Origin of the sequence: Lysinibacillus sp. NPDC092081 (assembly GCF_044755845.1) — a bacterium.
Classification (GTDB): Bacteria; Bacillota; Bacilli; order Bacillales_A; family Planococcaceae; genus Lysinibacillus.
Window position 1 is genome coordinate 69,243 of record NZ_JBIVRU010000010.1, and the last position, 24,744, is coordinate 93,986.

The window sequence follows — 24,744 nt, forward strand, 5'->3', positions numbered from 1 at the left end:
AATAAAACTAGAGGCGGTTGCATTCGTCTCTAGTCATTTTTAAATATTAGCTTTCTTGATTTTACATCATAAATTTCATAATCCATATTAAACATATTGTCTTTTGTAACTGTCAACCTACAATAGTAAGGAATTGACTTACCATAAGCATCCATTTCAGGGGTATCGAAAGAGGTATATTCTTCACCAGTTTCGATCATTTCAAAAGTTGCTGATGTACGGCGTCCGAATGATCCAACTTCAATCGTACAATCTCCACTAATAACGTCATAATCTTTTTGAATAACAGATTTTAGACTTGGTAGGGTAATCGCTAACAACGCAACACCTACTAAAAAAACCAAAAGAGACTTACATCCATCAAAGGATAGAAGTTCTTTGTCTTGATACATAAAAATTAATAATATACCTTGCGAGAGAGCGAGTATTAATCCTATTGAGAGTACTATATAATACAATTCTTCACTTCCTATGTATAACTGTTGAATATTTCCTTGTAGCAAATTTAAAGTTAGCCTAACAGATTGTATCGTTTTATTCTTATCAAGGTAAACAGGATTATTAATCCATTAAATATTATTATTCATAATTAATTTGAAGCATGTTTTTTGGATGTTATAATCAGATTTGTGAAGAAATGTACATTAACGGTGCAGTATGGTTAAATGAAATAGGGGGGACAGATGATGGATAATCAATATGTCGTAGGTTGGGGTACATTGGCGTTGATAAATGCTGCACTTGCACAAGGGAAGAATAGAACGGGGTTAAATTGGTTTTTACTTTCTCTTGTGTTAGGTCCATTGGCAACACTAATTTTGTTATTTGTTGAAAAGAGACAGTAACACTACATATTCACAATAATTTATATAAGTTAATAAAGTGAGAAGCGTGGTAATGTAGACTCTCACTTATTTAACAATTGGGGTGTTTAATAAATGTAAGTCGATTATTGATCGGCTTATTTTTTATATACTAGTGTACTTATTAACGCTTAAATAAAATATTTTTGGAAAAAGATACAATAAACATAATTCAGGGTCAACACCAAAATATGTACTTGCAATTTAATAGACTGGATATGGAGTGGAAGGTGGCGCAACGAGGTAATTACAATTAGTGGAAGGGGGATGTGGTATGAAGAAATATTTTTTATATTTAGTGGCTCTTTTTGGACTTATCATAATGGGGTGTTCAAATACTAATGGATTGTCGGGAGGAAAGCCTCCTAAAACCTATATAGAGATTGATAATAAAAAATTTGAAACTACACTTGGAACTTATTGTTGGCAAAGTGGATGCGTTGATACTGCTGGACCAGTTGAACTTTTAGAAGGTAAAAAGCCTATAAAAATTAAATCTGGTGAAAATATAACTCTTGTGATGGATTACGAACCAAAACCAAATGAATTTAATGTTGTACAAATAAGTGATAACGAAGAAACTGAAGTCATGGTCAAAGACAATCATTTTACCGCACCAACACAGCGTGGAGTTTATTATTATTCTTATAGCGTATGGTGGTTGGATGAAAAGGAAGCGAATTTATCTCATGGCGACGCTTTCTACTCCTTCGTTTTAGAAGTAGATTAGTTATTCCGTTAAAGGGAGCTAATATTGAACGTATATATTTTTTATTTGAAGAAAAAGAATATTGTTTATGGCGAAGAAATCTATGAAGATTTCTTCGCTTTTCATTTTTTGAATTTATCGATAAACTTTGTTAATTTATCGAATAAAACTTCGGATTTATCGCCTAACTTTTTATATTTATCGCCCAACTTTTTAAATTTATCGACATAAACCTGTCCCAAATAAATTAAAGCGGCTTTACGAAGCCAAACCTTCCTTTTTATAGTATAATAAGCGTAAGTACAGCATTTGTTTGTGATGTGTAAGGGAAAGGATGATATTTGTATGGCAGAGAAAGTAGGACAATCTTTCGTACAACCAACGCCTTCTGGAAAAGAAGAACTTGGGAAAATTGAAGTAGCAGCGGAAGTAATCGAGGTTGTTGCTGGAATCGCAGTGAACGAGGTAGAAGGGGTCGCTGCAACTCGTGGTAATATTGCTACAGGTGTAGTAGAACGCTTCGGTAAGAAGGTTCATAATAAGGGCATTAAATCAGGTGTTACTGAAACTGGTGAGATTGCCATTGATGTATTTTGTTCTGTAAAATACGGCTATACAATCCCAAAAGTGGCGAAGGAAGTACAAACTCAAATTCGCCAAGCGATTTATAATATGACAGTACTTGAAACAGCAGAAGTGAATGTACACATTACAGGTATTCACTTTGAAAAAGAAGAAGTAGCTGTACAAGAATAAAAAAGAAGGGTTGCCTATAGGGCAATCCTTCTTTTTACCATTGTTAACGGAAATGGATCAGCGGTGATTAGTATCGCTACTTTATTATATTTCGATATGCTTTGGCTTTCTCCAGAAGAAAGCGAGTATTACGCCGATTGTTAAAACAATTGTCGCAAAGTAATATGGATAGTTTAAATTAATATCGAACAATACCCCACCTAAAATAGGGCCAAATATATTACCAAGACTTGTAAACATGGAGTTCATGCCACCAACGAAACCTTGTTCATTACCAGCAATTTTCGATAAATAAGAGGTAACAGCAGGTCGTATTAAATCGAATCCGACGAAAATAAAGAATGTGACAAATAATATTGCAAAATAGTGGCTAACAATGGTCATAGCAAAGGTTAAAACAGCAGATAGGACGAGTGAATAACGGATAAGATTAATTTCGCCCATTTTCTTTGTCAGCCCATCGAATAACACTAGCTGAGCAAGGGCCCCGACTACTCCACTCCCCGTAATAATAATCGCGATATCTGAAGGCGTAAATGCGAATTTATGATCCACAAATAGGCTAAATAACGATTCAAATGCAGCTAAACCAAATGATAGTACGAAAATAAGTACGAATGGAATAAGATATAGTGGGCTAAAAATACGCTTCACACTGCCTAAAATTGATGGTGCAGATTCTGCATCATCTGAAGCACGTGTCGGTTCTTTTAACAAAATAAATGACAAGATACCTGCTAAAAATCCAAGTATACCGGCAGCGTAAAATGGTATGCGTGTTCCGAATTCTGCCAAAAATCCACCGATACCAGGCCCGATAATAAAGCCAGTACTAATCGCTGCACTCATATAACCCAATGCCTTTGGACGTTGTGACAATGTTGTAATATCAGCGATATAAGCAGTCACCGCCGGCATAATGAAGGCAGCACTTACACCACCAAGCATACGTGAGATAAAGAGTATTTCAATTGTGCGTCCAAGCCCGAATAGCAGCTCTGAAAAACCGAATATAAAAAGACCCGCAACGATCATAATTTTCCGGCCAACATTATCCACCATTTTACCTGAAATGGGTGACACTATAAGTTGAGTAATAGCAAATGCCGCCACCATATAACCAACGACTGAGCCTGAAATTTTTAGCTCATTCATGATTGTAGGTAGCACGGGTATAACTAAACCAATACCTAAAAAGGCAATGAATAAATTCGATAATAAAATACTTAAGGTTAAAATTTGTTTCTTATTCATTTTGTTCTCCTTCAATCTTTCACGATACATGAATCTAAATCTACTAGAATATTTCCACATAATACAATAAACCCTATAGTAACTATAGGGTCAAAAGATTTGTTTTAATTTTTTCAGTTTTTTATAAGTGTGGGAGTATTAGTTCGCAGTTATACAAGGTGGCACAATAAATTTCTTTTCATACTCCGAATTGTTGTTTCACTATTTAAGTGTTTCCTCCACTAGTAATTCCTAAAGAAGTTTCTTATGGCATCAAAACGAATTTTATGTTTACAATCCTCGCAGTAAAATAAACGGGATTTGCGTTCTTTGCATTGCTTATACTGTTCCTCGCCTTCAAATAATTTGAAAGTTCTATTACAGCTTGTACATCTAACTTCATAATGCATAATGAACACCTCAAAAGATGAAATTATTTTCCTTAATTATAACATTCTTGTTATTTAAACAATAATGGTGGATTTTCATTTTTCTACATTTAAATTTAGTAAAGTTGATTGAAGGGTGTAAAATAAGCAAAAAGTTGCTTGATAAAGGTATCAGATTATTGAAAACTTGCTTGAATTCGTGTTTCTCGTACGAATTTATGCTATTATAAACCTTAATGCCACTTAAGAAGGAGAGCTTTACATGAAACGACATGAGGCACGCGAAAAAGCGTTGCAAGTTTTGTTTCAGCTAGACAATACTGATCTAACAGTAGAAGAAGCAATGGGCCATATTAAAGGCCAACCAACAAATGTCTTCTACGAAAAGATTATTACTGGAACAGTTGAACATTTAGAGGAAATCGATGCTACTTTAGAGCAGCATCTTGAAAAGTGGTCACTTGCCCGTTTACCCAAGATTGAAAGAACGGTTTTACGTCTAGCTGTATACGAGATTTTATACATGCCAGAAACACCAAAAAGAGTAGTACTTAATGAAGCAATCGAGTTATGCAAAACATTTGGCGACGATGGCTCGTCGAAATTTGTTAATGGCGTACTTTCTAAATTTACAGAACAATAAAATGTGTTGAATTGGAAGGAGTAACTAAGGTTTATGTCAAGTGCAATTATTAATGGTAAAGAAATTGGTCAAGAAATTCGTAATTCAGTAGCAGAGCGAGTAACGCGTTTAAAAGAGCAGGGATTAACACCAGGCTTAGCGGTTGTTTTAGTAGGAGACAACCAAGCCTCGGCTACATATGTGAGAAATAAGCAAAAATCTTGTGAAGCCATTGGTATGTTTTCTGAGCTAATCAAACTACCAGAAGAAACTACACAGGAAGCATTATTAGCACAAATTGAATTATTAAATAATCGTGAAGATATTCATGGTATTTTAGTACAATTACCACTCCCAAAACATATTGATGAGGATACTGTTATTGCCACAATTGCTGTTGAAAAAGACGTTGATGGCTTCTCACCAGTAAGTGTTGGGAAAATGATGCTTGGCCAAGAAACATTTTTGCCTTGTACACCGTTTGGCGTAATGAAGCTTCTTGAATATTCAGGAATTGAAATAGCAGGAAAGCATGCGGTCATCGTGGGTCGTAGTCATATCGTTGGGAAACCAATGGGACAACTTCTTCTACAAAAAGATGCAACCGTTACATACACGCATTCCAAAACACCAAATTTACCTTCATTCACTAAACAAGCAGATATATTAATTGCGGCAGTTGGACGTGCAAACTTTATTACGAAGGAACATGTTAAAGAAGGCGCAGTTGTTATAGATGTTGGAATTAATCGTAATGAAAACAACAAGCTTTGCGGTGATGTTAACTTCAGTGAAGTCGATGGTATTGCTTCTCACATTACACCTGTACCAGGCGGTGTAGGACCAATGACAATTACTATGCTACTATTCAACACAGTTCAAGCAGCAGAAAATAAGCTTGCACATATAGTTAAGTTATAATTTTGAATGTCTCTTTCGTATGCAAAAAGCTATCTCAATATTTTTATTGAGGTAGCTTTTTTTGCATTATTTTACTTTCCGGGTATTCTTTGTGAATTTTTACATTGCCTTCAACGTCTAATGTAACGTTTGGGTCATACATATTAAAAGGGAGGTTTTTATGGAAAACATAGATTTAATACTTGTAATCAAACATATCATTATCGGTCTTGTACAAGGATTTACTGAGCCAATTCCTGTATCATCGAGCGGACATGTTATGATTGCTAGCGAAATTCTTGGTCTTGGTGAGCAAGGATTTACTTTTGCTATTTTAACGAACACAGCTTCTTTACTAGCTATTGTTTATATTTATCGAGCGGATATTGCCCGACTCATTACAAACTTTTTCTTGTATCTCAAAACAGGAAAGAATCGTTATAAAGCTGATTTCCGTTTTGCCGTTTTCATTGTGATTGGTTCTATTCCAGCAGGCGTTTTAGGTGTTTTATTAAGGGATGTTATTGCAGATAATGTTAGTATGACTACGATAGCACTTATGCTATTTGTGACAGGTATTGCCCTATGGCTAATCCGTAATATGCGTGGTACGAAAAAGGATGCGGATTTAACTGCAAAAGACGCCATCATCGTAGGTCTTGGTCAAGCTGTAGCATTAACACCTGGTATTAGTCGTTCAGGAGCAACCATTATTTCAGCCATTGCAGTTGGTATGAAACAAGAAACCGCTTTGCGATTTTCCTTCATGCTCTATATTCCTGTAAGTCTTGGTGGGGTTGTTCTTGGGATTTCTGATTTTTTAGATGAGCCAAATAAAGGTGCATTAGCAATTCCTTATGCTGCGACATTTATTGTGACATTATTTATGACTTATTTTGCGATGCGTTGGTTTATGGGAATCATGAAAAGTGGCAAGCTTAGCTACTTTACATATTATTGCTTTCTTGTAGGTACTCTCTTATTAATATTTTATTAATTTAAAAAGCCTCATAACTATATTAAGTTGTGAGGTTTTCTTTTGATTTTATCCGTCGCTCTGGCTGCTTTAACCGTCGCTTCGTCTTCGTACCGTCGCTCAGGTGTTTTCATCCGTCGTTCGGGCAGTTCTAACCGTCACTTTGGCAGAATGATCCGTCGCCTCAGCTGCTCTTTCCGTCGCTTCGGCCTCTTACCGTCGTTTTGGCAGTTCAATCCGTCGTTCGGGTAGTTCTAACCGTCACTTTGACAGAACGATTCGTCGCCCCGGCTTATTTATCCGACGCATCGTCTTCGTACCGTCGCTCTGGCATTTCCATCCGCCACTTCGACTGTTTTATCCGTCGTCCAAGCAGTTCTAACCGTCGCTTCGTTTTCTTTCCGTCACTCTAGTGGTTCAATCTGCCACTCCGACAGTTCAATCCATCCCCTGGAAAGCGCCCAATCGGAACGGAAATCAACCCCTCGCTTTGCAGGAAAGTTATAGTGAAATTTCAGAATTTGTAAATCTGATACATTTTGCACAAGCAGTCATATCATTTTATAGAAGCTTTATTGAGGTAACTATTATATAGAAATGTTATAGTAAGGTTTTCAATACTATGAAAGACAGTCGTTTTTTCTAACGAAACTGCATTTTGACACGTCAGGCGCAATAAAAAATGTTATGATAGGTGTAGTTTTGTGAAAAACTTGATTTTAGTAAAGGAGCCGGAAAAATGTCATCTGCTTCTTATTTAACTGTAAAAGCATTAACAAAATATATTAAACGGAAATTTGATGCTGATCCGCATTTACGTGAAGTCTATGTAAAGGGTGAGCTATCTAATGTCAAGATTCATCAATCAGGGCATATTTACTTTACATTAAAGGATGATGGAGCACGAATTGCGGCTACCATGTTTAAAACAGCAGCCACAAAATTAGCGTTTGAACCGAAGGAAGGTATGCAAGTATTTATCCGTGGTGATGTAAACGTTTATGAAGGCTACGGTACATATCAATTATATGTACAGGAAATGCAACCAGATGGAATTGGTAGCTTGTTTGTTGCCTTTAACCAGCTGAAAGAGCAGTTACAAAAAGAAGGGCTTTTTAAACATGAGTGGAAACAACCAATTCCGAGGTTTCCAGAAAAAATTGGTGTTTTAACGTCGACAACAGGTGCCGCCATTCGAGATATCTGTACAACATTAAAGAGACGCTATCCACTTGCTGAAGTTTTTATTTATCCAACCCTAGTACAGGGAGCACAAGCAGCGCCAAATATTGTTCAAAATATTGAGCGAGCAAATATCGATGAGAGTTGCGATGTACTGATTGTTGGGCGGGGCGGTGGATCGATTGAGGATTTATGGGCATTTAATGAGGAAGCTGTAGCACGAGCGATTTTTGGAAGCCGTATCCCAATTATTAGTGCAGTAGGTCATGAAACTGATACGACTATCGCGGATTATGTAGCTGATTTGCGTGCACCGACACCAACAGCAGCGGCTGAAATGGCTGTACCTGATCAACAAGATTTATTTCAACGTGTACTTACACAAAAGTCACAGCTTCATCAAATCGTAAGAGCGCAACTTATGGCAGAACGGCAGCGTCTAAATAAGCTCCAACAATCTTATCCTTTATCGATGCCAGAACGCTTATATCGACCTTTTACGGAAAAGCTAGCACAACTTGAGTTGGGATTGCAAAAAGCGATGCAGGTCGATTTGATGAAGAAAACAGCGCAGTTTCAACAATTACATAGTGCGGTAGAGCAGCACTCACCGAAAAAGGCATTAGCTTTCCATCAACGAGAGCTAGAAACTCACGTCCAACAATTAACTCGTGCTGCGACGCATTACGTAACGAAGCAAAAACAACAATTTGAGGCAACTGTCAGAACTTTAGAGGCATTGAATCCACTTGCCATTTTAACAAGGGGCTTCACAGTAGCTTATAAAGATAATCAAATGTTAAAATCATCAGTCGATGTAAAGCCGCATGATCAGTTAACACTATCCTTCCATGATGGAAAGGTTATAGCTGATGTAGTAAAGATCTTGCCAAAAAATGAGGGGGAATAATTGTGGCAGAGAAACAACAAACTTTCGCAGATGCAATGACGGCACTTGAGGAAATTGTCCGTCAGTTAGAGCAAGGTGATGTGCCTCTAGAAAACGCGATTGATTTATATAAACAAGGTATGGAGCTATCACAATTTTGCCATAGCAAGCTGCAACATGCTGAGGAGCAATTAATTTCTATTGTCCAAGAGACAGGTGAGACTACGGCATTTGATCCACTAAAGGGAGAGAACTAAGAAATGAACGAGCAATTAAAACCTTTTATTGAAAGCAGCGTACCACAAGTTGAAGCTGAAATGTTTGCACTAGTTGAGGAAATTGATGCACCAGCCAATTTAAAAGAATCAATGCTTTATTCATTAAAAGCTGGAGGTAAACGTATTCGCCCTCTTTTCGTATTGGCTGTTCTTGAACTATACAATAAGAATTTGAAGGATGGTTTAACTGTAGGATCAGTTGTTGAAATCATCCATACGTATTCGTTAATCCATGATGATTTACCAAGTATGGATAATGATGATTTCCGTAGAGGTAAGCCCACAAATCATAAAGTTTATGGTGAGGCATTAGCGACACTTGCAGGCGATGCATTGAATACACTTGCGTTTGGCATTTTAGCACGCATGGATGTATCAGCTGAAAAACGCATTGAACTAGTCAATCTGTTAAGTCAAGCAGCTGGTGCAGAAGGTATGGTTGGGGGTCAAGTACTCGATATGGAAGGTGAGAAGCGTCAGCTAAACTTAACTGAGCTTGAGCATGTCCATATCAATAAAACGGGCGCTCTTTTACGATTTAGTATTGAAGCGGGAGCAGTGTTAGCTGATGTAACGCAAGAAAATCGCGAAACTTTAAAGGAATATGCGCATCATATTGGTCTTGCCTTCCAAATTCAAGACGATATTTTAGATATTGAGGGTACTACAGAAGAACTAGGTAAAACTGCTGGTAAAGATGTAGCAAGTGATAAAAGCACATACCCAGCTCTATTATCTTTAGATGGGGCAAAAGAAAAGCTTGCTGAGCATTATCAGCATGCCATTAACGCACTAGATAAATTGGAAGTAGATGCCAGCTTATTGCGTGAGTTTGCAGCCTATATTGTGCATCGTAAAAACTAGGGTAAAAACGAGGCGTTAACGGCATATAATATGCTAGAATAGGTGAGGGCGTTTGCAGATGTGCAAACAGTAAAGTGTTCGTACTTTTAGCATATTAATAACACTGTTATAATGGTGGAAACACAATTACGGTGAATAATTTATTGAAAAGGTGTGTGAGAAAGGTGGATTTAAATAAGATAACTAGTCCAGCCTTTTTAAAAAACTTAGATAAGAAGGGTCTTGAGCGACTTGCACAAGAAATTCGTACCTTCTTAATTGAAAAATGTTCTGTCACAGGTGGTCATATCGGACCGAACCTAGGTGTTGTGGAGCTTACGATTATGCTCCATAAAATGTTTGACAGTCCACAAGATAAGTTTTTATGGGATGTTGGCCACCAAGCTTACGTGCATAAAATTTTGACAGGTCGTGCAAATCAATTTGACACATTACGTCAGTTCAAAGGGCTTTGTGGTTTTCCAAAGCGTGTGGAGAGTGAACATGATGAGTGGGAGACAGGTCATAGCTCGACATCTTTGTCAGCAGCCATGGGTATGGCAGCAGCACGTGATATCAAAAATGAAAAGAACTTCGTGATACCAATTATTGGAGATGGAGCCTTAACTGGCGGTATGGCACTGGAGGCATTAAACCATATAGGCCATGCTGAAACAAATATGATTGTCATTTTAAACGATAATGAAATGTCAATCGCTCCAAACGTCGGAGCGTTACACAATGTATTAGGACGTCTTCGTACAGCCAAGGAATATTCAAAAGCAAAAGAAGAACTGGAATCGCTCATTAATAAGATTCCTGTATTAGGTGGTAAGCTTGCTTCAACGGCTGAGCGCTTAAAAGATAGCTTAAAATATTTAGTGGTATCAGGTGTGTTCTTTGAGGAGCTAGGCTTTAAATATCTAGGACCGATTGATGGACATGATTTCGATGCTCTTGAGACAACATTATCACAGGCTAAAAAAGTAAAAGGCCCAGTGCTCGTTCATGTTATTACGAAAAAAGGCAAAGGATATAAACCTGCTGAAGATGATACAATTGGTAATTGGCACGGAACAGGTCCTTATAAAATTGAAAATGGTGCCTTTGTAAAGTCAGAGGCGAAAGGCCCAGCTTGGAGTAGTTTGATTGCTGAGACAGTTCGCAAAATTGCCCATGAGGATAAACGAGTTGTCACAATTACTCCCGCAATGCCAGTGGGCTCGAAATTACAAGGTATCCAAAAGGATTTCCCAGAACGTTTCTTCGATGTGGGAATCGCTGAACAACATGCAGCAACGATGGCAGCAGGTCTAGCAACACAAAAAATGAAGCCATTTTTAGCCATTTACTCAACATTCCTTCAACGAGCTTATGACCAAGTATTACATGATATCGCACGTCCAAACCTAAATGTCTTTATTGGCATTGACCGTGCAGGCTTAGTTGGTGCAGATGGTGAAACACATCAAGGCGTATTTGATATTGCATTCCTTCGTCATATACCAAATATGACAATTATGATGCCAAAAGATGAAAATGAAGGTCAGCATATGGTGAAAACAGCCATCGACTATGATGGCGGTCCAATTGCGTTACGTTATCCACGAGGTAATGGTATAGGCGTTCCATTAGATGATGAGCTTATGACGTTACCAATTGGCAGCTGGGAAGTGTTACGTGAAGGTAAGGATGCAACGATTTTAACCTTTGGTACGACGATTCCTATGGCAATGGAAGCAGCCACTATTCTAGCACAGCAAGGTGTAGAGATAGAAGTAGTCAATGCTCGTTTCATTAAACCGATGGATGAGGATATGCTTCACCGTATATTAACAAGCCATAAACCAATATTGACGATTGAAGAAGCAGTCCTACAAGGTGGTTTTGGTAGTGGTGTAATAGAATTTGCCCATGACCATGGCTATTTAAGTGCAATAATCGATCGCATGGGAATACCTGATCATTTTATTGAGCATGGTAATGTAGATCAGCTTCTCGCTGAAATTCATATGACGGCTGAGGATACAGTGGCACGTATGCATGTGTTACTTCAACAAAAACAGCAAGTAGGTTTGAATAAATAATGACAAAACAACCAAAAGAACGTGTAGACATTTTACTTGTAGAGCGTGGGCTATGCGAAACGCGAGAAAAAGCAAAGCGCTCTATTATGGCAGGGCTTGTTTTTTCTAACGAAACTCGCATCGATAAGGCGGGGGAAAAAATTGCTATAGATGCACCACTACAAGTAAAAGGCTCTGATTTAAAATATGTTAGTCGTGGCGGCTTGAAACTTGAGAAAGCGCTACAAATTTTTGATATGTCTGTAGAGGGGAAGCTAATGCTTGATATTGGCTCCTCTACAGGAGGGTTTACCGATTGCGCACTACAGCATGGTGCAAGACATGGTTATGCACTGGATGTTGGTTCCAACCAACTAGCATGGAAAATCCGATCTGATGAACGTGTAACTGTAATGGAAAAAACGAATTTCCGTTATACGACAGCGGCAGATTTATCAGAGGGCTTACCAGAATTTGCAACAATTGATGTTAGCTTTATTTCATTATCGCTTATTTTACCTGTCTTAAAAACATTGTTAATGCCAGGTGGCGATGTAATGGCACTGGTGAAGCCTCAGTTTGAAGCTGGGAAAGATAAAGTTGGTAAAAAAGGTATTGTTCGTGATAAAAAAGTACATTTAGAAGTTTTAGAAAAGACAGCTGCAATGGCGACAGAGGTTGGCTTTGTCGTAAAGGATGCTTCGTTTTCGCCAATTACAGGAGGCGAAGGAAATATTGAATTTTTATTCCATTTAGTGAATCCTATTGGTAATGAAGAAATTCCTGCATATACAGCTTTTAATGCACTCGTTGAAGAAGCGCATAGTGCACTAAAATAACACGTGCTCGTTTATAGAGCCGTGTTTTTTCTTGTGCTTTTATGTTTAAAATGGTAGTGTAAATATACAAATATCTAACTATTTATAAGAGGTGACCGATATGAACAAAGGACAAAGACATATACGAATTCGGGACATTATTGCCAACCATGAAATTGAAACACAAGATGATTTAGTCGATTTTTTAAAGGATGCAGGCTATAATGTGACACAAGCAACAGTATCACGTGATATTAAAGAACTCCATCTTGTTAAAGTGCCTTTACAGGATGGACGCTATAAATATAGCTTGCCCGCAGACCAGCGTTTCAATCCTATACAAAAATTACACCGTGCGTTAGCCGATGCTTTTGTCAGCATTGACGGTGCATCACACTTTTTAGTAATGAAGGCACTTCCAGGTAATGCCAATGCTATTGCGTCACTACTTGACCATTTAGATTGGCCTGAAATTTTAGGTACTATTTCTGGAGACGATACTATTTTAATTATTTGTCGTAACGAAGATGAGCGTGAAAATACAAAAAATCGCTTATTAGACATGCTATAAAATAGCAAGGTAATTTGATACAGAGGTGACATTTTGTGTTAAGAGAGCTTAGTATTCGAAACTTTGCCATCATTGAGGATTTAACAGTTAGTTTTTCAGGTGGTTTAACTGTTTTAACAGGTGAAACAGGTGCAGGAAAATCAATTATTATCGATGCAGTGCATTTACTTGCTGGCGGCCGAGGGAATTCGGAATTTATTCGTCATGGAGCAAAAAAGGCTGAATTAGGTGGTTTATTTCAAATTTCAAGTTCTGGGCATCCTGTTCATAAAAAACTTGAAGAGGCAGGCATTGAAATTGAGGAAGATACTATTATTTTACGCCGTGATTTAAATGATTCTGGAAAAAGTGTTTGTCGAGTAAATGGTAAACTTGTACCATTATCTGTACTACGTGATATTGGGTCTAGTCTCATCGATATTCATGGACAGCATGAAAATCAAGAACTTATGGATGAAAAACGGCATATCTATTTGCTTGACCATTTTGCTGAAGAACAACTTACACCAATTCTAGATTTGTACAGTTCCCAATATGATGAATATCGTTCACTTAAAAAAGAATTAGCTTCGATTTCGATTGATGAACAGTTAATGGCGCAACGTATTGATTTGTACCAATTTCAAATGAAAGAGCTGGAGGATGCCAATTTAAAACTTGGCGAGGAAGATGAGCTACTTGATGAACGTCGCCGTCTAATGAATTTCAATAAGATTTTCGAACGCTCAAGTGCAGCGTATGAAGCTATTCAAGGTGATTCAAAAGGACTTGACTGGATTGGCAATGCAATGGGTGCTTTAGAGGATGCTGCAACTGTTGACGATCAATTTAAAGAGGCATCAGAATCCGTCACTACTGCATTTTATGCGTTACAGGATGCTGCCTACCAGGTCAAAAATGTCTTGGACGAATTAGAATTTGATCCTGCTCGTTTAAATGAAGTTGAGCAACGTTTAGCCTTATTACAAAATTTGAAGCGTAAATATGGCTCAACAGTTGAAGAGATTTTAGCGTATTACGATAAAATTAAAACAGAGCTAAATGAGCTTTTAAATCGAGACGAAATTTTGCAAGTAAAAGAACGAAAAGTACTGGAAATGGAAGCGGTACTAAATGAGCTTGCTGCAGAACTTTCTACTATACGAAAGAATGCTGCATATAACTTAAGTGAAGCTATTATGGCCGAACTACGTGAATTACATATGGAAAAAGCAAAATTTATTGTTAATTTTGATGAATTACCTTACTTTGATGCGAATGGTAAAGATCAAGTGATTTTTTATATTTCTACAAATGTAGGCGAGCCGCCAAAATCTTTACCGAAAATTGCTTCTGGTGGAGAATTATCGCGTATGATGCTTGCGTTAAAGACGATTTTCTCATCCTCTAATGGCATAACATCTATTATTTTCGATGAGGTAGATACAGGTGTAAGTGGTCGTGTAGCCCAAGCAATCGCAGAAAAAATTGCAGCAGTATCCATTAACTCGCAAGTTTTATGTATTTCGCATTTACCACAAGTGGCTGCGATGGCCGATCATCATTATTTTATTAAAAAAGAAGTAGAGCATGATCGAACATTTACGTCATTGCTGGAAATAGATACGGATGCTCGTATTGAAGAGGTTAGTCGCATGATATCTGGAGCGGAAATTACAGATTTAACTTTGCAGCACGCAACAGAGCTCTTAAAAATGGCTAATGAACGAAAAAAACAAATGAGATAGCTAAGAATCCAGAAACAGCTCGTTGTTTCTGGTTTTTTTCTTTTTGCACAAATATTTACCGCTTATAAGAATGCCACAACAACACATAGTAAAAAGACAAAAACAAAAAGGAGGTGTCGTATGTATCGTCGTTGGCGTCAATTTGTCATTTTGCCTATGCTCATCGTTTTATTATTCATGCCCGTAAATGCTTTTGCTGCAAAAAAGCTTATTCCGATGGGCGAAGCAATTGGAATTCAACTTCATTTATCACATGTATTTGTAGCACATGATGTGCTATTAGCTTCCAATCAATGGATGAAAGGAGGCGCTGTTATTGAAAAAATAAATGATATTACAGTAAAAACGCTTGCAGATGCCAAACAAGCTGTTGCTCGGCAAGGGCAACAGAAATGGACGATAAAAAATGAAGGAAAAGAAGTGACACTTGAGTTACAGGAGCAAGAAGCAGAACATGTTATTTCCTTTCTAAAAGATGAAACAGATGGAGTAGGAACATTGACATACATTGATCCAGAGACAAAAAATTACGGTGCGTTAGGCCACCAAATCGTTGATTCAACTTTACAAGAAGCCCCTATTTTTCATGCTGGCTCCATTTTTTTAGCTTCGATTCAGCAAATTCGTAAAAGTATACCTGGCCAACCTGGCTATAAAATATCCTCCATTGAAAAACATCAGGATCGATTAGGGAGTATAGATAAAAATACAGTTTATGGGATTTTTGGCCGTTGGGAAGACGGTTATCAACAAAGATTACCTAAAGCAATTGAAATTATGCATGAAAAGGATATAAAAACAGGGAAGGCTGAAATCTACACGGCGATCGAGGGCAGTAAGGTGGAAACTTTTTCAATTGAAATTACAAAGGTCGAAAATGAACGCCTTGAATTCATAGTAACTGACAAGAAGCTCATTGAAAAAACAGGCGGTATTTTGCAGGGGATGAGTGGCAGTCCTATCATTCAAGACGGTCGTTTTGTAGGTGCGGTTACACATATGTTTGTGGAGGAGCCGAAAAAAGGAGCAGCACTTACAGTAGCAGAAATGTTAAAAAAATCATCATAAACAAAGGAGCTGCCTAGAGGTAGCTCCATTCTTTCATGAAAATATCTTGTTCACCAAGTATTTCGTTTATTTATGAAGCGATTAGCGATAGTTAAAAAAAACTGTAGTTTTATCTCAATTTTTTCACTAAAATAAATGGTATAAGCATTAGGTATTTATCATAACTTGTCGATATAAAAAGAAAGTATCGGACTACATACTCATTTTTGGAAATAGAAAAGGTTTTTAAAACAAAAATGTCGAAAATTCCACAGTGTGCAAAAAAATGCATTAGGGGATAGGTAACGCTTTGAAGTGATTCAAAGCATAGTTCAGAAGGAGGAATTTAAATGACAAAGGTTAAGGTAGCGATTGCAGATGATAATCGTGAGTTATTAAAAACGATGGAGCAGTATTTTCAAGGGCATCATGAAATTGAAATAATTGCAACTGCTTCAAATGGGAAAGTTTGTTTACAAATGCTAGAGGAATTCACTCCAGATATTTTACTTCTAGATATAATCATGCCACATCTTGATGGGTTAGCTGTTTTAGAGTCGATGTATCAAAATGAAAGAATGTCATCAATTCAAGTTATAATGTTAACTGCTTTTGGTCAAGAAGATGTGATGAAACAGGCTGTAGACTTAGGTGCATCCTATTTCATGCTAAAGCCATTTGAATTTGATCAATTGGTTCAAAAGATCTTACATTGTGCTGGACAGAAGGCAACACTTCCTAAAAAGACAAGTGTTTTACAACCAGCGGCACCTCAAAAATTAAATCAACATCAATTAGACAGCACAATTACAGCCATTATTAAAGAAATTGGCGTTCCTGCACATATTAAAGGTTACTCATATTTGCGAGAGGCTATTCAGATGGTATTCGAAGATATCGAGTTATTAGGCTCTGTGACGAAAATTTTATATCCAGAAATCGCTAAAAAATTCAATACAACGCCATCACGAGTTGAACGTGCGATTCGTCATGCCATTGAAGTCGCATGGAATCGTGGCAATTATGAATCGATTTCATCGATGTTTGGTTATACGGTACATCATTTAAAATCGAAGCCGACAAATAGTGAATTTATCGCGATGATTGCGGACAAGATTCGCATTGATATGATGGCTAGTTAAACGACGACAGGCTTAGCGGAGAATGATCGATAAAACTTATTATTTATTGCAATTATACAACGTATTTTATAACGCCTTTTTAGACAGTTTACGCCGACTGTTTGAGAGGGCGTATTTTTTATGTCTAAAAATCGAAATTGACCGTTATATGTTAGTTTGTTCCGCCTAAAACATTAAAATCGTATGAACAAACGCTTAGACTATTCGCAAGGTTTCTCTTGGATAACTTTGAAATGGATTGACGTTAAGAGCGTCAAGGCAGAGCATGTACGAGCTTGTATTCGTCCGATCGAAGAAAGATGCAAGTTCGAGGTAAGTCCTGATGAAACGCCTGTAAACTATCAAGAACGACGAGGCAATTTTGGTAAGTCGGTGGGTAAAACGACAATAGCGAATTTTGTACGTAATTTAAAAGCGTTTTATTCGCAACAATCCTTTGAAGGATTTAAAGAATGTTAAACCGGAGCGAAAAATCAAAGTTATGCTCGAAGAAAATGAACTAAAATAGTTTTTCCGTTCTTTCGACGTAACGAAATTCGATCAATACCGTGATTGTGTGAAATGTGACGATTGATATTGAAAATTTTCACACAGACTTTGAAGGCAATTTACATAAATTTTTTTGCGAAATTTTTTTATAACATTTTTGAGGTACTACTACATGAATACGAATGAAAAATTGAAGAAAATGCTTACTGAGATTAAAAAACCGAATGGAATGGAGAAAACATGACACTGAGACAGCGGTGAACGTATATTAGATAGATTAGAAAATTTAGATTACCATTTGACAACTTTTAGAAATCGTTTTATGACAGATGAACTTAGCGGTATTCAAATTCCAATACCAATTGAAGTTGTACAAAAATTTAAAGAAGCGTCTGTGGAATTGGAAGAAGTGGTTAAAGAAATTAGAGGCACTAATAAGGATACTGAAGAAAGTGCAAGTGTTAATTGTTGGGTTATCTTATTGATTTCATAAGACTATCTTCTATAAGAGGAAAATTAGGTATTGTAATACAATCGCATATGGAATATTATGAACCTTATGGAAAGGTTGGATATAAATGAATTTAAAGACTGCTAAAGAAGTTATTGAAGAACTACAAGTAACTATGAAATCACATATGTGTTCAGAAGAAAGAATGAAATTGGAAGTTTGGCTTAAAGAGTATTACATAGACGAACTAGTAAAAAAGAAAGTACCGATGAATTCGGATTGCTAGTCATTTAAAAAAGGTAGTATGGGGCACTTCTTCTCGGAGGTGTCCTTTAAATATTCCACCACTTATCGAACCCATGCCCTAACCGCTGCCTAATGAAATAACCGTGTCTAACTTTTAGGGGTCACTTCAAAAAAGCTTATGCTTTTTGATATTTATTGATTTTTTTATCCTCTCCTCAAACATAAAAAAGAAGAATCGATTTCTCAATCCTTTCAATAGCGAACAAGGTTATGATGTAATCGGTATGGTACATAGAGACGAGAATTTGACTGGAGTTAATTTTTATGGTGAATAGTGCGTAATTTCGCCTTCCTCATAATTCGTGGTTGGCATTTTTTTATTGTCAAATAAGAAAGGTTGTTCTATAATGCATGGAGTAGAACGAATGTTCGTTATCTGGTACATCATTTAAAATCGAAGCCGACAAATAGCGAATTCATCGCATGATTGCAGACAAGATTCGTATGATATGATGGCGAGCTAAGCCTAGAGCTACAAGGGATTACAGGACTTATTTAGAGAGAATTTATTGAATTTATACTGACTAACTACAGAGTTCATATAACTAATGTTAATTAATTGAATTAAACTATGAAACACATTCATTTATGGGGAAAATCCCGTTCATGGAGGTGTTTTTTTGACTGATTTCGATATTGAAATAGACCGTTTTATGCTTGATTGTGCGGCAAAAGGGCTAGCTGTAAAAACAATGAAGTCGTACGAACAAACCTTAAAGCTATACGCAAAATGGATGTTTGATGAATTTGAAATTGATTCACCTAAGAATGTGAAGGCAGAGCATTTGAGAAGTTATATGCGAAAATTATCTGAGCGTGGCAAATATGAAATGACGATCAATGACAAAGCAAATAACAATCCAAAGGCTAGAGAAGATTTTGGTAAGAAGATATCGAATAGTACGATTTCAAACTATACAAGAAATATCAAGATGTTTTTTTCTCTTACTTGTATCAAGAGCAGGTGATTCGCACTAATCCAATGAAAAACGTTGAGAATGTGAGGCCTGAGCGGAAAATGAAAGTCATGTTAGAGGATAACCAGCTAAAGCAATTCTTTAAAGCATTTATGTGACAAAGTTTAACCAGTACAGAGATTGGATAGTAGCACGTTTGATTTTTGATACGGAATCTCAGATTGGTGAACTGTTAGATATTGTTCCGTCCGATATTGATTTACGAGCCAATGCGTTGCTTCTCCGCAATACAAAAAATAAGAAACAACGCTTTGTATATTTTAGTGACAAGACTAGGCGCAATCTTAAGTCTTGGTTTGGACTACAAAGATAGATATTCAAACTCGGATTACGTTTTTTCGACAATACATGGAACGAAGGTGAAAGGAGAGGGTGTTGAGGGTTCTTTTCGCTTGCGGAGTAAGGATGTTGGCTTAGAAATATCACCGCATTTACTACGTAATAACTTTGCCAAACGCTATTTGGTCAATGGTGAGACTTAGTGACACTTTCTCGATTATTAGGACATGCAAGTTTAGAAATAACCGGACAAATCTACTTGGATTTTGCGGATAAAGAAGTGATGAAGAAATATCAGAGGCAAAGTCGCACTGAATAATTTAGATGTTTAGAAGCGGTTTTAATCGATTGAACAACAGAATCGACCTTATATACCAAAAATTAATATAGAGAGGTTATTAAGCTTGTAGAAGGCAAATTACAGCATGTTTGAGTGGTTACGGTCACATAGGATACATCACACATCACAATTTTATGACAAATCATAATCTAGTGTAACTATCGGGGGCAGAAGTAGATTAGTAGATTAGTAGATGTATTGTTTGAGAGAACGCATTTAACAAGGACATACGATACGGATACAAGGATATACGGATTCATAAAATTATGCTGAATGTCTTGTCTTGTACCTTTAAGTCATATTTGGTTTATTGAGAACTAGGCAAGGCATTTTTGCAGGAGCCGTTTCAACTCAACCGTCTTCATGATAGGGAGGGCGTAAACAGTTGTCAATTCGAAATAGATGCTTGGTGCAAATTTAAATACTCATGCGATTAGAAGAGCTTATGCTACGCTTGCACGATAATGGTGCAAGCGTAGCATTAAGTCGACTGATTATGTAGTTCGATATTCTACAAATACATTGCTTTTCAAAGAAGATAATATTATTCCAGAGAATACAAGTTGGGTTGAGTTAACATATAAATTTGACATACATAAAATTAATTTTAGAGGAAGAATACATTATAATTTTGTTTCTAATTCACCAACCGAAAATTCATTTGAAATTGAATGTACTATATATGATACAGACAAGACAAATATAGAAGTTAGTGAAGGTGAAATTTTTAATTATGTTAATGGAGAAATAAACATAGGTGATGTAGAAAAGACATTTTTTGATTAAAAAATTTTTATTAAATATCTAGTTAAAATAATTCTTTTCTGGACTTATCAGAAGAGCTTGAGAGAGAGAAGAGGAGCTTCTATCAGCGGGTCTATTAATGCTAGGTGAGGTTTAAACAGCTTGGTAATTGGTTCTAGAGACGAAAAGTTGGCTCCCTTTTTTGTTGTTTAGTACATGGAATCTCTTTTGTGTATATTATTATGTTACTTTTGTGTGTTTCTTGTATTTATTTTAACGAAAAACCAGATTTTTATCAGAGTGTTCCTTTGCGAAATAAATTGCTGATTACTTCAATTCGAATATTAGATGGGAGAGGGAAAAATATGCATTATCAAGAAGATATAAGGACTCGGCTTTCTTTGGTTTCAAAACCCATATTGCGATGAGTGATGAGCGAATCATTACAGCTGCCATTGTCACAACAGGTGAAAAAAGTGACGGACACTATCTTCAAGAATTAATCGAAAAAAGAAAAGAGACAGGGATGGAAATTGATACGGTCATTGGTGATACGGCTTACTCTGGGAAAGATAATTTACAATATGCCAAAGCAGATGCGTTTCAATTAATTTCGAAATTAAACCCAAACATTAGTGGAGAAACTTCACATCGAAAAGTAATCTTTGATTTTAATAAAGACGCAGGCATGTATGTGTGTCCAGGGCACATGGCTATTCAAAAAGCCCGAACAGGAAAGAAAAATCAAGGCGCTAATCAAGCAGAAACATACTCCTTTGACATAGAAAAATGTAAGGTTTGTTCATTACGTGAAGGGTGCTATAAAGAAGGATCCAAAAGTAAAACATACTCTATCAGAATTAAATCTATGGAACATAAAGATCAAATTATTCTTCAAGAAACAGATGAATTTAAAATACTTGCGAAAAAACGGTATAAAATTGAAGCGAAAAATAGTGAATTAAAAAATCCGCCTAAAACAGCGGGCTTATTTGGCATGGAAATACAAGGAGCCTCAACAATATTCGCCGTCAATCTGAAACGAATATTGAAACTTCTAAGTGAAAAAAAGAAGGAATAGACAAAAAAACAAGGTACATTCTGTTCGATTCGAACAAAATGTACCTTGTTTTTATCTAAAAAGTTAAGCCGTCATACAAAACGTATGTTTTTCAGTGACCTCATTTAATATAGGAATCATCTTCTAGTTGCTAAATCTCTTTTTTTATTGTGTCCTTGACCACTACTTTATATTCTTTTTCGTGTGTTTTTATAGAATGTTGTGTTGTTGGATGTCACCATGACTTTGAATGCATTTTCTATTTAAGAGAATCAATAGTTCGAAATATTCTTGAATACAACTCTTGGATGTTTAAGTTGTTCTCCTCATGATCTATAAGCTCATATCTCCAAGTTTCATACTTGATTTCTTTGTCAGTTGAAGTATTTAAATAACCAATTGCATAACTCAAAGGTTGGATGTCAATAAATATATCATAATCCACCCCTTCATTGACAAAAGGGACGTGAACTTTAGTGGATTGTATAAAGAATGTCGGAATCTCTAATTCATTATAGACAGCAACATATTGCTCATCATCTGCTTCTGAAAGAAATTCTTTAGTTATAATAACAGCATCTGAGGTGGTCTGAAATTTTTTGTGTGCTTTTTTCAGATCATCAAAAGTTATTTTTTCAAAGATAACTTTTTCTTCACAAATGGACCGATGATGCCAACTGTTAAACTATTTCCCTTATACATTTTGTTATTTGATATGTTAGTACCATAGCCGACTATTATCAAGAGAGTACCTAGCATAATAGATAGTAGTTTTTTCATTGAACTGCCTTCAATAATGATGAAAAACAAAAAAATGGGCTAGTAACCTAAAACATCACGTTTTGTTAGACCTGTTGTTAATGATGCATAATAACTATTTGAAGAAGCAGCAGAGAAGGATGCGGTGAAGATGTTTCCAACCCCTACTGTACCAGTTAAAGAAGTTGATGTTGAATTATAAAAATTTCCATTGATCAGAAATAAGAAATGACCATTATTAAGTTCCACTCTGATTGAGCCTGAAAAAGAGATTTGATTAGCTACAAATTCTTGTATAAGTGGTTGCGTGTTTGTATTAATATATTTTGTACCACCTGTACTACATATCTGTACATATACTTGTAAAAGGGGTCTGTAAGTTTTTCCGAAAAGCGGGATTTCTGTGTTTGTCGCAAACCATGAACAGGACTCTGCCTTTGGAGAAATGGTTTTATCATGTTTGTTATAATCGGATAATTTTAAGTAAGCTTCTTGAATTGTAACGCCTTTTATTTTTGAATATTGCTCAGCTACCTGTTGGTCAGATAGTTCAACAGTAAACTCTTTATTTGAGTTAAGGAGTTCGTCCAATTCCATTGAGCTAAGTATTCTTCCATCTATTATCTCCGATGTTTCATTATCAACTCTTTCCGCAGCTTTTACATCAGATCCAAAGAAAGATAAAAACAGAACAAATGATAGGAAATAAATCGATATTTTTTTCAAAAAAATTCCTCCTTTTTAAATTGATGACAAATTCCAACAATATAAATATATATAAGATGTAATACATTGTCAATTTTTAATATTCTCTCAATTAAAGAAAAGTGCATAAAGATTGCTATGCTTTCGGGGGTATTAAATAGGAAGGGATCAAGATTATTCTTACATATTATTACCGGGATAAATTAACAAAACAGAATAAAAATAGCAATGATTGCAGACAAGATTCGCATTTATAGGCGTATTTTTATATCTAAGAATCGAAATTGATCGTTAAATTCGAAAGAGATGATATTAAAACGTTGAAGCAGAGCATGGAAGAGCTTATATCTGTTTAATCGAAGAAATAGGCAAGTTCGAGGTAAGTACCAATAAAACTTCTGTAAGCTATTTAGAAAGACGAGGCGATTTTGGTAAACCGGGTGAGTAAAACGACAATAGCGAGTTATGACGTAACTTAAAAGCGTTTTTTCGCTAAATAATTATTCTACAAGTATTCTTAACTACTTAATGGTAGTAATAATTTCATTTTTTAATCAGGAGAATAAACATTTGAAGTTTAACAGTGACGCATTGAATGTATGGAAAAATAATCTCATATTTTAAATGGAGAATGGTCATTTGGAGGGGGAATGAAGATGGGGTTATTTGATGGGATAATAGGTAATGCGAGTGAAGTGAATTTAGAAAAATTACAGGAAGAAGTTAAAGATTTATTAACGCCAAATGAAACAATTAAGAATGCCTATAAAATTATAAGAGACACTTTTATTTTTACGGATAAAAGACTTATCTTAATCTATAAACAAGGAGTAACTGGGAAGAAAACGCAATATCACTCAATTCCATATAAGAATATTCTCCATTTTGCAGTTGAAACTGCGGGAACGTTTGATCTAGATGCAGAGTTAAAAATTTGGGTTTCAGGTAGTGAATTACCGATACAGAAAAACTTTAATAAATCAACAAACATATATAAAATTCAAAGTGTTCTAGCAGAATATGTATTAGGTAAGTAATAAATTTTAACGGCCAAAAGATTGTTGGTCGTTTATTTTTGCTTGAACGTATATAATTCAATCAGGTGATAACATATGAAAAGCGTAAACTTACAACTTGACCAAAATAACTCGTTAGAAATAACGCAGATAGACGATAATAATTTATTTGAGGTGCGGCTTGGGATTAATGGAAGCATTAGCATTTACTATATGACGCGCGAACAGCTTCTAAATTTCGATCAGCTAGGCGCACATATTCGCATTGAGGATATTCTAGAGAATGACTCGTAGCTATAGTATTGAAGGCCTAATGCATATTTGTGAAAATTATGACAGATACATTATCTATTATTTCATTTTGTTGAAGATTTTGTGAATTTCCTGATTTTCAACAGTGGAATTTAAACAATTAAGGTAGCTGGATTTTTGAGATTGAGAAAAACCTTACCTTTTTATAGTATAAATCGACTAATATTGACGTGAAAATTAAAAGGAAGTTTGAATGTATTACTTACAAAGTATGGGTAAATTCTTTCTTAGTAGTGACAATTGTCTCTAAACAAATGTAAATAGATTGTATATACTTACAGTTAGAGGGAAGGAG

General features: G+C 36.0%; 24 protein-coding genes and 1 pseudogene. 21 read left to right on the plus strand and 4 right to left on the minus strand.

Annotated elements, in window-relative coordinates; genetic code table 11:
* Positions 1-29: 29 nt before the first annotated feature.
* A complete protein-coding gene (locus ACIQLB_RS15270; RefSeq protein WP_400727297.1) occupies positions 30-458 on the minus strand; it encodes a hypothetical protein in 429 nt (142 codons plus the stop codon).
* A 225-nt stretch (positions 459-683) separates the two neighbouring features.
* Here ACIQLB_RS15270 and ACIQLB_RS15275 point away from each other — a divergent pair, with 225 nt between their 5' ends.
* The 3 genes from ACIQLB_RS15275 (at position 684) to ACIQLB_RS15285 (ending at position 2,328) form a co-directional block, all read left to right on the plus strand.
* On the plus strand, positions 684-845 hold the full coding sequence (locus ACIQLB_RS15275) for a hypothetical protein (RefSeq protein ID WP_249105571.1): 162 nt from the start codon (positions 684-686) through the stop codon (positions 843-845).
* A gap of 292 nt (positions 846-1,137) precedes the next feature.
* Positions 1,138-1,593: a hypothetical protein gene (locus tag ACIQLB_RS15280; RefSeq protein WP_400727300.1), complete on the plus strand. Its 456-nt coding sequence runs from the start codon at positions 1,138-1,140 to the stop codon at positions 1,591-1,593.
* 324 nt (positions 1,594-1,917) lie between these two features.
* On the plus strand, positions 1,918-2,328 hold the full coding sequence (locus ACIQLB_RS15285) for an Asp23/Gls24 family envelope stress response protein (protein ID WP_400727303.1): 411 nt from the start codon (positions 1,918-1,920) through the stop codon (positions 2,326-2,328).
* A gap of 84 nt (positions 2,329-2,412) precedes the next feature.
* Here the strand turns inward: ACIQLB_RS15285 and ACIQLB_RS15290 are convergent, their stop codons facing one another.
* Positions 2,413-3,582, minus strand: a complete 1,170-nt coding sequence (locus ACIQLB_RS15290; protein ID WP_400727306.1) for an MFS transporter — start codon at positions 3,580-3,582, stop codon at positions 2,413-2,415.
* A gap of 630 nt (positions 3,583-4,212) precedes the next feature.
* On the opposite strand from ACIQLB_RS15290, the gene nusB reads away from it, so the two are divergent.
* The 16 genes and pseudogenes from nusB to ACIQLB_RS15370 form a co-directional block, all read left to right on the plus strand.
* Entirely contained in the window at positions 4,213-4,593 is a 381-nt protein-coding gene (gene nusB / locus ACIQLB_RS15295) for a transcription antitermination factor NusB (protein ID WP_400727309.1), read from the plus strand.
* A 33-nt stretch (positions 4,594-4,626) separates the two neighbouring features.
* Positions 4,627-5,493 carry a bifunctional methylenetetrahydrofolate dehydrogenase/methenyltetrahydrofolate cyclohydrolase FolD gene (gene folD / locus ACIQLB_RS15300; RefSeq protein ID WP_400727312.1) on the plus strand — a complete coding sequence of 289 codons (867 nt, stop codon included), beginning with the start codon at positions 4,627-4,629 and terminating at the stop codon, positions 5,491-5,493.
* 160 nt (positions 5,494-5,653) lie between these two features.
* On the plus strand, positions 5,654-6,469 hold the full coding sequence (locus ACIQLB_RS15305; RefSeq protein ID WP_400727314.1) for an undecaprenyl-diphosphate phosphatase: 816 nt from the start codon (positions 5,654-5,656) through the stop codon (positions 6,467-6,469).
* 718 nt (positions 6,470-7,187) lie between these two features.
* Positions 7,188-8,540, plus strand: a complete 1,353-nt coding sequence (gene xseA / locus ACIQLB_RS15310) for an exodeoxyribonuclease VII large subunit (protein ID WP_400727317.1) — start codon at positions 7,188-7,190, stop codon at positions 8,538-8,540.
* 2 nt (positions 8,541-8,542) lie between these two features.
* Positions 8,543-8,776 carry an exodeoxyribonuclease VII small subunit gene (gene xseB / locus ACIQLB_RS15315; RefSeq protein WP_053483717.1) on the plus strand — a complete coding sequence of 78 codons (234 nt, stop codon included), beginning with the start codon at positions 8,543-8,545 and terminating at the stop codon, positions 8,774-8,776.
* A gap of 3 nt (positions 8,777-8,779) precedes the next feature.
* On the plus strand, positions 8,780-9,661 hold the full coding sequence (locus tag ACIQLB_RS15320; RefSeq protein ID WP_400727321.1) for a polyprenyl synthetase family protein: 882 nt from the start codon (positions 8,780-8,782) through the stop codon (positions 9,659-9,661).
* A gap of 164 nt (positions 9,662-9,825) precedes the next feature.
* Positions 9,826-11,727, plus strand: a complete 1,902-nt coding sequence (dxs, locus tag ACIQLB_RS15325) for a 1-deoxy-D-xylulose-5-phosphate synthase (protein WP_400727324.1) — start codon at positions 9,826-9,828, stop codon at positions 11,725-11,727.
* The gene (locus ACIQLB_RS15330) at positions 11,727-12,545 is read left to right on the plus strand and encodes a TlyA family RNA methyltransferase (RefSeq protein WP_400727327.1); all 819 of its coding nucleotides are present in this window, start codon (positions 11,727-11,729) and stop codon (positions 12,543-12,545) included. Before dxs ends, ACIQLB_RS15330 begins: the two co-directional genes overlap by 1 nt.
* A gap of 100 nt (positions 12,546-12,645) precedes the next feature.
* Positions 12,646-13,095, plus strand: a complete 450-nt coding sequence (gene ahrC, locus ACIQLB_RS15335) for a transcriptional regulator AhrC/ArgR (protein WP_053483721.1) — start codon at positions 12,646-12,648, stop codon at positions 13,093-13,095.
* Positions 13,096-13,130: 35 nt separating this feature from the next.
* On the plus strand, positions 13,131-14,822 hold the full coding sequence (gene recN, locus ACIQLB_RS15340; RefSeq protein WP_400727330.1) for a DNA repair protein RecN: 1,692 nt from the start codon (positions 13,131-13,133) through the stop codon (positions 14,820-14,822).
* Positions 14,823-14,942: 120 nt separating this feature from the next.
* The gene (locus ACIQLB_RS15345) at positions 14,943-15,890 is read left to right on the plus strand and encodes a SpoIVB peptidase S55 domain-containing protein (RefSeq protein ID WP_400727333.1); all 948 of its coding nucleotides are present in this window, start codon (positions 14,943-14,945) and stop codon (positions 15,888-15,890) included.
* A gap of 329 nt (positions 15,891-16,219) precedes the next feature.
* Entirely contained in the window at positions 16,220-17,011 is a 792-nt protein-coding gene (gene spo0A / locus ACIQLB_RS15350; RefSeq protein ID WP_400727336.1) for a sporulation transcription factor Spo0A, read from the plus strand.
* A gap of 183 nt (positions 17,012-17,194) precedes the next feature.
* A complete protein-coding gene (locus ACIQLB_RS15355) occupies positions 17,195-17,470 on the plus strand; it encodes a hypothetical protein (protein WP_400727339.1) in 276 nt (91 codons plus the stop codon).
* Positions 17,471-17,822: 352 nt separating this feature from the next.
* The gene (locus ACIQLB_RS15360; RefSeq protein WP_400727342.1) at positions 17,823-17,993 is read left to right on the plus strand and encodes a hypothetical protein; all 171 of its coding nucleotides are present in this window, start codon (positions 17,823-17,825) and stop codon (positions 17,991-17,993) included.
* 884 nt (positions 17,994-18,877) lie between these two features.
* Positions 18,878-19,225, plus strand: a complete 348-nt coding sequence (locus ACIQLB_RS15365) for a site-specific integrase (RefSeq protein WP_400727345.1) — start codon at positions 18,878-18,880, stop codon at positions 19,223-19,225.
* A gap of 1,742 nt (positions 19,226-20,967) precedes the next feature.
* A pseudogene (locus ACIQLB_RS15370) lies at positions 20,968-21,678 on the plus strand (transposase); the annotation flags it as partial.
* Between the two features lie 606 nt (positions 21,679-22,284).
* Here ACIQLB_RS15370 and ACIQLB_RS15375 read toward each other — a convergent pair.
* Both ACIQLB_RS15375 and ACIQLB_RS15380 read right to left on the minus strand, forming a co-directional pair.
* A complete protein-coding gene (locus ACIQLB_RS15375) occupies positions 22,285-22,437 on the minus strand; it encodes a hypothetical protein (RefSeq protein ID WP_400727348.1) in 153 nt (50 codons plus the stop codon).
* A gap of 39 nt (positions 22,438-22,476) precedes the next feature.
* A complete protein-coding gene (locus tag ACIQLB_RS15380; protein WP_400727351.1) occupies positions 22,477-23,142 on the minus strand; it encodes a hypothetical protein in 666 nt (221 codons plus the stop codon).
* A gap of 635 nt (positions 23,143-23,777) precedes the next feature.
* Here ACIQLB_RS15380 and ACIQLB_RS15385 point away from each other — a divergent pair.
* Both ACIQLB_RS15385 and ACIQLB_RS15390 read left to right on the plus strand, forming a co-directional pair.
* Positions 23,778-24,158: a PH domain-containing protein gene (locus ACIQLB_RS15385; RefSeq protein ID WP_400727354.1), complete on the plus strand. Its 381-nt coding sequence runs from the start codon at positions 23,778-23,780 to the stop codon at positions 24,156-24,158.
* A gap of 75 nt (positions 24,159-24,233) precedes the next feature.
* Entirely contained in the window at positions 24,234-24,431 is a 198-nt protein-coding gene (locus ACIQLB_RS15390; RefSeq protein ID WP_400727357.1) for a hypothetical protein, read from the plus strand.
* Positions 24,432-24,744 lie beyond the last annotated feature (313 nt).

Bases quoted from the DNA above. Each gene is read 5' to 3' on its own strand.
- ACIQLB_RS15275 (WP_249105571.1), top strand. From the start codon at position 684: ATGATGGATAATCAATATGTCGTAGGTTGGGGTACATTGGCGTTGATA.
- ACIQLB_RS15280 (WP_400727300.1), top strand. From the start codon at position 1,138: ATGAAGAAATATTTTTTATATTTAGTGGCTCTTTTTGGACTTATCATA.
- ACIQLB_RS15285 (WP_400727303.1), top strand. From the start codon at position 1,918: ATGGCAGAGAAAGTAGGACAATCTTTCGTACAACCAACGCCTTCTGGA.
- ACIQLB_RS15290 (WP_400727306.1), bottom strand. From the start codon at position 3,582: ATGAATAAGAAACAAATTTTAACCTTAAGTATTTTATTATCGAATTTA.
- nusB (WP_400727309.1), top strand. From the start codon at position 4,213: ATGAAACGACATGAGGCACGCGAAAAAGCGTTGCAAGTTTTGTTTCAG.
- folD (WP_400727312.1), top strand. From the start codon at position 4,627: ATGTCAAGTGCAATTATTAATGGTAAAGAAATTGGTCAAGAAATTCGT.
- ACIQLB_RS15305 (WP_400727314.1), top strand. From the start codon at position 5,654: ATGGAAAACATAGATTTAATACTTGTAATCAAACATATCATTATCGGT.
- xseA (WP_400727317.1), top strand. From the start codon at position 7,188: ATGTCATCTGCTTCTTATTTAACTGTAAAAGCATTAACAAAATATATT.
- ACIQLB_RS15320 (WP_400727321.1), top strand. From the start codon at position 8,780: ATGAACGAGCAATTAAAACCTTTTATTGAAAGCAGCGTACCACAAGTT.
- ACIQLB_RS15330 (WP_400727327.1), top strand. From the start codon at position 11,727: ATGACAAAACAACCAAAAGAACGTGTAGACATTTTACTTGTAGAGCGT.
- ahrC (WP_053483721.1), top strand. From the start codon at position 12,646: ATGAACAAAGGACAAAGACATATACGAATTCGGGACATTATTGCCAAC.
- ACIQLB_RS15345 (WP_400727333.1), top strand. From the start codon at position 14,943: ATGTATCGTCGTTGGCGTCAATTTGTCATTTTGCCTATGCTCATCGTT.
- spo0A (WP_400727336.1), top strand. From the start codon at position 16,220: ATGACAAAGGTTAAGGTAGCGATTGCAGATGATAATCGTGAGTTATTA.
- ACIQLB_RS15355 (WP_400727339.1), top strand. From the start codon at position 17,195: ATGAACAAACGCTTAGACTATTCGCAAGGTTTCTCTTGGATAACTTTG.
- ACIQLB_RS15360 (WP_400727342.1), top strand. From the start codon at position 17,823: ATGACAGATGAACTTAGCGGTATTCAAATTCCAATACCAATTGAAGTT.
- ACIQLB_RS15375 (WP_400727348.1), bottom strand. From the start codon at position 22,437: ATGAAAAAACTACTATCTATTATGCTAGGTACTCTCTTGATAATAGTC.
- ACIQLB_RS15385 (WP_400727354.1), top strand. From the start codon at position 23,778: ATGGGGTTATTTGATGGGATAATAGGTAATGCGAGTGAAGTGAATTTA.
- ACIQLB_RS15390 (WP_400727357.1), top strand. From the start codon at position 24,234: ATGAAAAGCGTAAACTTACAACTTGACCAAAATAACTCGTTAGAAATA.